Source organism: Myxococcus sp. AM011 (genome assembly GCF_013372595.1).
Classification (GTDB): domain Bacteria; phylum Myxococcota; class Myxococcia; order Myxococcales; family Myxococcaceae; genus Myxococcus; species Myxococcus eversor.
On record NZ_JABXEM010000045.1, the window covers coordinates 43,374 to 50,737 of the forward strand.

Annotated in this window: 5 protein-coding genes; 4 read left to right on the top strand and 1 reads right to left on the bottom strand. The window is 70.2% G+C overall.

Going from position 1 to position 7,364, the window contains the following annotated elements:
* Positions 1-2 precede the first annotated feature (2 nt).
* The 4 genes from HUW62_RS12315 to HUW62_RS12330 all read left to right on the top strand — a co-directional run bounded on the left by HUW62_RS12315 (position 3) and on the right by HUW62_RS12330 (position 6,242).
* Positions 3-2,912, top strand: coding sequence for a tetratricopeptide repeat protein (locus HUW62_RS12315; protein WP_176434545.1), 2,910 nt, complete (start codon positions 3-5; stop codon positions 2,910-2,912).
* Between the two features lie 78 nt (positions 2,913-2,990).
* Positions 2,991-3,416: a hypothetical protein gene (locus HUW62_RS12320; RefSeq protein ID WP_163861678.1), complete on the top strand. Its 426-nt coding sequence runs from the start codon at positions 2,991-2,993 to the stop codon at positions 3,414-3,416.
* Positions 3,417-3,512: 96 nt separating this feature from the next.
* A complete protein-coding gene (locus tag HUW62_RS12325; RefSeq protein WP_163861680.1) occupies positions 3,513-4,508 on the top strand; it encodes a hypothetical protein in 996 nt (331 codons plus the stop codon).
* Positions 4,509-4,535: 27 nt separating this feature from the next.
* On the top strand, positions 4,536-6,242 hold the full coding sequence (locus HUW62_RS12330) for a hypothetical protein (RefSeq protein ID WP_163861682.1): 1,707 nt from the start codon (positions 4,536-4,538) through the stop codon (positions 6,240-6,242).
* Positions 6,243-6,362: 120 nt separating this feature from the next.
* Here the strand turns inward: HUW62_RS12330 and HUW62_RS12335 are convergent.
* Positions 6,363-7,364 (bottom strand): triacylglycerol lipase (locus tag HUW62_RS12335; protein ID WP_217911283.1); only part of this gene is annotated, 1,002 nt, incomplete at its 5' end.

The following is a 7,364-nucleotide window of genomic DNA, read 5'->3' on the forward strand; positions in this document are numbered from 1 at the left end:
CCATGACGGACCCCTCGTCTCCCTCGTCACTTGGCGCACGCGTGGCCCAGGCGGCGCCATCCGCCGACCTGGAGTCGCGACGACTGGAGGCCGCCAGCCGCGCCCGGGTGCTGGGCATCCCCGTGGAGCCTCCGCGCGTCGGCCGCTACGTCCTGCTCGAACGCCTGGGCGCCGGGAGCATGGGGGAGGTGTACAGCGCCTATGACGACAGGCTCGAGCGCAAGGTGGCCCTCAAGCTGATGTTGCCCGAGCTGGAGGCCCCCGCCGGGGAGCGAATCCTCCGCGAGGCGCGTGCGCTGGCCCAGCTCTCCCATCCCCACATCGTCCACGTCTACGAGGTGGAGCACTTCGAGGGACGGCTGTTCATCGCCATGGAGCTCGTGCGGGGCGAGAGCCTGCGTCAGTGGCTGCGAGCCGAGCCCCGGACCTGGCGCACGGTGCTCGACGTGGTCATCCAGGCGGGACGCGGCCTCGCCGCCGCGCATGCGGCCGGACTGGTCCATCGCGACGTCAAGCCCGACAACGTGCTCGTGGGCGCCGACGGACGGGCCCGCATCGCGGACTTCGGCCTGGCCCGGTCCACCTCCGACACCTCGCCCCCCAGTCCTCCTGGCGGCGGTGAGGACGCCTCGGTGCGACTCACCCAGACGGGCACCCGCGTTGGAACGCCCGCCTATATGGCACCCGAGGTCTGGCGCGGCGCGGAAGCCGACGCGGCGAGCGACCAGTTCAGCTTCTGCGCCATGACGTACGAGGCGCTGTTTGACGCGCTCCCCTTCGCGGGCGCGAACAGCGACGAGCTCCGCGCCGCCGTGCTCGCCGGCAGGCTTCAACGGCCCCCGCGCGGCCCTGTCCCCGCGCGAGTCCGTGCCGCGCTGGAGCGTGGGCTGTCCATGACACCCGCCGCGCGCCACGCGAACCTGGACGCGCTGCTGACCGCGCTGGCCCCGGAGCCCCGGCGGCAGCGACTTGGCGTGGTGGCAGCGACGGTGGTGGGACTCGGCCTCGTCGCCGGTGTCGTGGCCCGGCCCGGCGCGGACGCGGAGGCGACCTGCGCCCAGGCGGGCACCGAGCTCGGCCAGGTGTGGAGTCCGACTCGCGCGGACGCGGTGCGCGCCGCGCTGTCTCGGGAGGGACGCCCCTTCGCGATGGACACCGCGCTCCGGGTGGTGCGCGGGCTCGACGCCCATGCGTCGGCCTGGGCTCGCGAGCGCCGGGCCGCTTGCGAGGCCTCGCACGTCTACAAGGTGCAGTCCCCGGCGCTGCTCGATTTGCGCACTGCCTGCCTGGACCGCTCCGCGCGAGAAATGGAGGGGCTGCTTCACGCCTTCACCCAGGCGGGCCCCGCCACGCTGGAGAGCGCGGTGGATGCCGTCTCCCGGCTGTCGGCGCCGTCACGCTGCGCGGACCTGGAGGCCCTCCAGCGACTGCCCTCCCTCCCGGAAGCTCCCGCGGCGCGCGCGGCCATCGACGCGGTGCGCGCGCGCCTGGACCACGCCCGCGCCGAGGAACTCTCCGGCCGCTATGCCGAAGGACTGGCCGAGGCCCGCGAGGCGCTCACCCGCGCCGACGTCCTCGACTACCCGCCCGTGCGCGCCGAGGCCCTGTTCCAGGTGGGCCGACTCCAGGCGGCCACCGGCAAGCTCGTGGAAGCCGTGGCCTCGCTGAGCTCCGCGGTGGACCTGGCCGAGGCCCACAGGGCCGACGACGTGGCGGCGGACCTCTGGACCTTCCTCACCCGGACCGCCGTCCGCGAACTGGAGGCGCCCCGGGAAGGACGGGACTGGTCTCGTCGCGCGAGCGCCGCGCTGGCTCGCATCGGCGTCACGCGAGGGCCACGACGGGCCGAGCTCACCACCTACCTGGGACGCCTGGAGTACGTGGAAGGCCAGCCCGAGCGCGCGGAGCCCCACCACCGCGAAGCCGTCGCCATGCTGAGAGAGGCAGGCAATGCCCCCGTCGCGCTCGCCAGTGCGCTGCTGGGGCTGGCCAACGCGCTCGAATCCCGGGGGGACACCGGCCCCGCCGTGGCCGCCTACGAAGAGTCGCTGGCCCTCATGGAAGCGGAGCTGGGCCCTGGACATCCGCAGGTGGCGCGCGCGCTCCATGACCTGGGCACGCTCGAGCTCACGATGGGGCGCATGGACAGCAGTCGAACCCGCCTCGAACGCGCCCTCGCGCTCTGGAGCGCGGCCCATGGGGACTGGCACCGCGACGTCGGCCGCGCCCACCTCGCGCTGACCAGCCTGATGCTCGCCACGGGACGTCGCGACGAGGCGCTGGAGCATGCACGGCGCGCCCGCGACATCTACCGGCGCGTGCTCCCCGAAGGACACCCCGCGCGCGCGGACGCGGAGCTGTCACTCGGGGTGGTGCACTACTGGCGCCGGGAGCTGGAGCCCTCACTGGAGGCGTACCGGAGCGCGCTGGACGCGCAGCGCCTCGCGCTTCCCCCGGGACACGCCGAGCGCATCCAGACGCTCAGCTACCTGGGAGAGACGCTCGTGCAGCTCGGCCGGCACGCCGAGGCGGTGCGCATCCTCGAGGAGGCCGAGGCCGAGCTGGCACGGGACGCGGGAGGAAACCGGGAGCGGCTGCGCGCGCTGGTGCTGGCCTCCAAGGGCGGAGCCCTGCTGCGGCTGGGGCGGCTGGCGAGGGCCCGGGACAGTCTGGAGGAGGCCCTGCGCCTGCGAGAGGCCACTCCGGGCCGGCCGGTGGACCTCGCGGACGTGCGGTGGACGCTGGCTCGCGTGCTGGACAGGGAAGGGCGGGAGGCGTGCCGGGCGCGACGACTCGCCCAGGACGCGCTGGACGTCTACGCCACCCTGAAGGGTGCCGGTGCCGAGCGGGCGAAGCAGGTCTCCGACTGGCTCGCGGGCCCCCGGCGCTGCCGCGAAACGACGGCCCGGTGAAGAAATCGTGCGTCGTGAATGAACAGTCCGGAGGCTCGCGACACTTCCATGGGTGAGTCACTTCACCCAGGAGTCCCGATGCCCGACACCGCCAGTCCCCCCGCCACGTACGAGCTCCCCATGGACACCCGCCGCGTGCTGCTCCGCGCCGAGTCGATGGACTCGGACATCCAGCTTCGGCTCATGACGCACTCGACCCAGCCCCTGTTGCGGTCCGGGGACCAGGTCGTCGTGCCGTTCCAGGACGCGCACAGCGAGGGGGTCCACGTCGAAGTCACCCAGCCGGAGCGGGCCACGCTGAGCGGTCATGCGCTCCACGTGGAGAGCGGGCTGGAGCGGCCCTTCACCGTGCGCGGCATCAACGGGGAGCTGGGCAAGGACTTCGCCCACCCGGAGCGCCTGGCCACGTGGCGACTGGTGCTCCGGTCCTCGCCGGAGGGCACGGGCTCGCCTCCCGTGGACATCTCGCCCGAGGTCGTCATCAAGAAGGGCGGCGGCGTCTGACCCGGGCCTCGCGTCCCTCATGAAGCCCTGACGAACCGCGCTCCGCCGCCACGGCGTGAGCGCGGAGCACCTCTCACAACCCACCTGGAGCACAGCATGCCTGGCCATGACGCCACCCGTACGCCCTGGAGCGACATCAACCTCAGGGACTCCCTCGATGACGACGGACGAATCCCCTCTCCCAATGTGTCGTGGTGGATTTCCCCCGACATCATCCCGATGCAGGCCGAGGAGCTCTCGCCCGAGGAGCAGCGCCGGACCTGGGCCGAGGACGCTGGCCGCAACGTGCTGGCGGGCGTGCTGAACAACATCTACGTGCGAGGGTGGAACTACAAGTCCACGCCACAGTCGGGTCGCGTCTTCCTCTACTGGTCCGACTCCGCGCTGCTCACCCACCCGCGCGACTGGAAGCACCAGGTCCTGCGCACGGCCACGGGCCTCACGGACTACGTGCAGGTGAGCGGTGGAGCCAACGACTTCGTCTGCTCCAGCGAGCACTTCGAGTGGCGTCCGCCTTCTCCCATGGGCACGCATCCGTGCCTCATCGCCCGGGTGGTGACGGAGGGACACGCCAACCCGCTGCCCGCCGACGAAATCACCTCCGAGGAGTACGCCCGCTGGGTTCGCGAGAATCCAGGCGTCTGCCACCGCAACGTCACCGTGGTGCCCACCACGCGCCAGGAGCACCTGGTGGACACGGGCTTCACCAATCCGGACCCCGTCCACACGCGCTACCGCTTCGTCATCGCCGCCCGCCAGCTCCCCGTGGGCACCGCGGTGCAGGCGTGCTGCGATGACCCCCACTTGAGACAGGCCTGGAGCGTCAGCCGTCCGGAGGCCGAGTTGTTCACGTCTCAGCCCGTCATGCTCCCGCCTCGCTTCAAGGGAAAGCTTCGGGTGGAGACACGGCTGCCGCGTGGCGCGCGCGTGGCGCCGGGCGCCTCGCTCAACATCAAGTTCTACCGGGTCGCCGCCCAGGGCGAGTCACCCATCATCGACCGCTACGGCCAGTCGCCCGCGGCCATCGGCTTCGATGGCGAGCCGGGCGAAGTCGACCTCTTCCTCGGCAACTACGCCCTCCGCTTCGCGTGAGCCCGACCAATGCCATCCCTGGAGAACATGATGAAGACCCTGACGCGAATCCTGCCGCTGCTGCTCCTCCTGCACGGCGCCTCCGCCTTCGCTTTCAACTCCGACGAGCACAAGCGACTTGGAGACGAGGGCAGCTCCCTGATTCCGCTGTGCAACCAACCCCAGGAGAGGAATTGCCGCCCCTGGCGGGTGATGACGCGGACGGCACGCTCCGGCACGGGGCAGGACTTCATCCAGTTCGACCTGATGAAGACCTTCAAGCCCAGCACCCCTGATGGAATCCGACTGGTGGACCAGCGCTCACAAGCGGCCTTCAAGCAGGAGTTGATGGCTCGACAGCAGTGCTACGTGGACAACAAGACCAGCGGCCAGCTCCCCTACATCCGAGCGCTTTATGTGCCGCCCGCCGCGCCCCCCATCAGCCCCGTGCTCGTCTGGGTCGGGGACTCCATCCATCCATCCGGGGGAGGGGAGTACCTCACTTTCGGAGACCTCATCGCGCTCTACGGTGACTATCGACGGGCCGTCACCTGCGACGAGCAGGACAGGACGTGCGCGCTCGGTGACGCGGCGACGCACATGGACCCCAGCCTGCTGGGCCACCTGCGCAACATCGGTCGTGGAGAGGTTCCTCCGTTTGGTGCGTTGGGAAATGCGACGGGGGACTCGGGGGGAACCCCCACCGATGGCCCGTGGTGGGGCGATGAGATGATGCGACTGGCCTTCACCAACGACTGGCACTTCCAGGAGCATGCGCTGCGCTGGTACGTGGCCATGCACCGCCAGGCGCTCTACTACGCCCGGCTCGCCGTCGAGACGCGCGAGGAGGCCCACCTCTGGAAGGCCCTGCATTACGAGGCCAACGGGCTGCACAGTCTGACGGACCTCTTCGCGCCCGGACACCTCATCACCAGCCGGGAAGAGACGGTGAAGGGCATCTACGCGTCCAACCGCGTCACGCCCGAGAACAATGAGACGCTCCGATGGATGCGGGGAATGAACGCGCAGGGAGAGACCGCCGCGTCGGTCCCCAAGCCGCTGCCTGCTCCTCGCTCCAGCCGGTTGGCCTCCTACAACCTGAACTGGGTGCGCCACATGCGAGGCGAGGAGGAATACCACTCGGGCTTCAACCACTTTGGTGCACGGCTCAAGAGCGTGTCGGGCAATGAGTGGACGGGCTTTGGCGATGGGAAGTTGTTTCCCCGGGAGACCGACAGCGGCCCCGTGGTGGAGCAGCGACAGTGGGCCTTTGCCCGGCAGACGGTGAGTGACTCCCTGCAGTCCTTGTTCAACGCCTACCGGGACATGTCGTTTGAAGCCGGCAACCTCACGGGCGAGGCCCGCAAGCAGAAATGCCAGCAGGTGATGGAGCGCATCGCGAAGGGCAAGGACCTCTATCAGGCGCTCCGCCACGTGCCCGTCGAGGCGAAGAACATCTGCTACGCGCCGGACAAGTGTTGCGCCACGAAGGCGTGGATGGGCGCGCGCTATGGCGCGCAGGTCCGCACGCTGCTCCAGCTCCCACAGAGCTCCATCCCCCTGCTCCCCGTTCCCACCGGCGCGGACTGGGGCAGCATCTGCACCGAGCAGACCGCGCAGACCGAGACGGCCCGGCTGCGAGTCCCACCCGAGCCCCACCGGGACGCCTCTCCTCTGCGCCCCTGTCCCTACTCCGCCGTCTCCAAGCAGGACCTCGCGGCCCCCGGAAATCTCCCGGAGGCGCGGGTGGACTGACGGGCTTCCGACGCCACCCTCCGCGCGGCCATGCGACACGCTTTGCTTCGGGGATGAGCCAGAGCGAGTCTCATGTGCCGCCCGGCGCGGCGGCCCTTTCCATCGTCCCAGGAGGAGGAGTCAGAAGGTGATTTCCCTGATGACTTCGGTGTGGTCGCCCGGCAACCGGGGTGCCACCTGCCCGGCGAGCTCCTTGATGCGTGCCGCGGAGCAGCCGCCGCAGCCCAGGGCGTCCTTGAGCTTCTTCCCTCCTGGCCCCCGCAGGTTCTTGACGGCGTTCCACGCGTTGATGAGGCCGAACTTCCGGGTGCGCACGGTCTCCCCTCGGATGGCCTTGCAGATCAGCTCCAGGTCCGCGTCATCGAACTCGGTGAGGTCACGGGCTTTGTCGTCGTTCGCGCGGTTGGCATAGAACACCCTGCGTTGTCTGGAGAAAGTGGGCCGGGTGTTCAGCGTCTGCATGAGCGCGCTGCCCGCGGTGAGGTCTCCCGGTCCGGGCACGCAATCGGAGACGATGAGCGGAGCATCCGTGAACCCCTGGAAGGGCGGGTCGATCAACGTCATCCGGAGGTCGAGCTGACTCGGGCTCGGTGCCGGCTCCAGCACGAAGCCATTGCGGTGCCGGCCGCGCACCTTCTTCATGAACCCGCAGTTGGTGGGGACCTCCGTAGGCATCCACTCCGGGTCCGCGAGCGAGTGGTCCGCGCCCGTCGCGATGATGGCGCCGAGGGAATGCGCCACCACCTGCACGGTCGTCCCCGAGTGCGCTCCCCGTGCCTGAATGATGGCGTTGCGCAGGCAGTCCGCCGTCTCCATGGGGTGCCGGTTGTCGGGATAGAAGAAGTCGTAGACCTGCGCATTGGACGGGAAGTTGTTGATGGCCGGGTCCATCACCTCGGGGCCTGCGCCGATGCCATGCACGGAGATGTGGGGCACTTTGTTCGGGTCGATGGGACCTCTGGGCCGGAGCTCGCACATGCCACAGCGCATGCGCATCCGAGAGCGCTCCGCGCCATTCGTCCGGTCGCCCGCCGTGGTCGGCGTGGGGTTCAGGACGGGAGTGGGCGGGGCCAGGGGCGCGAAGGAGGCCTGCACGGTCGGCCACTCGGTCAGGGCGGCGCC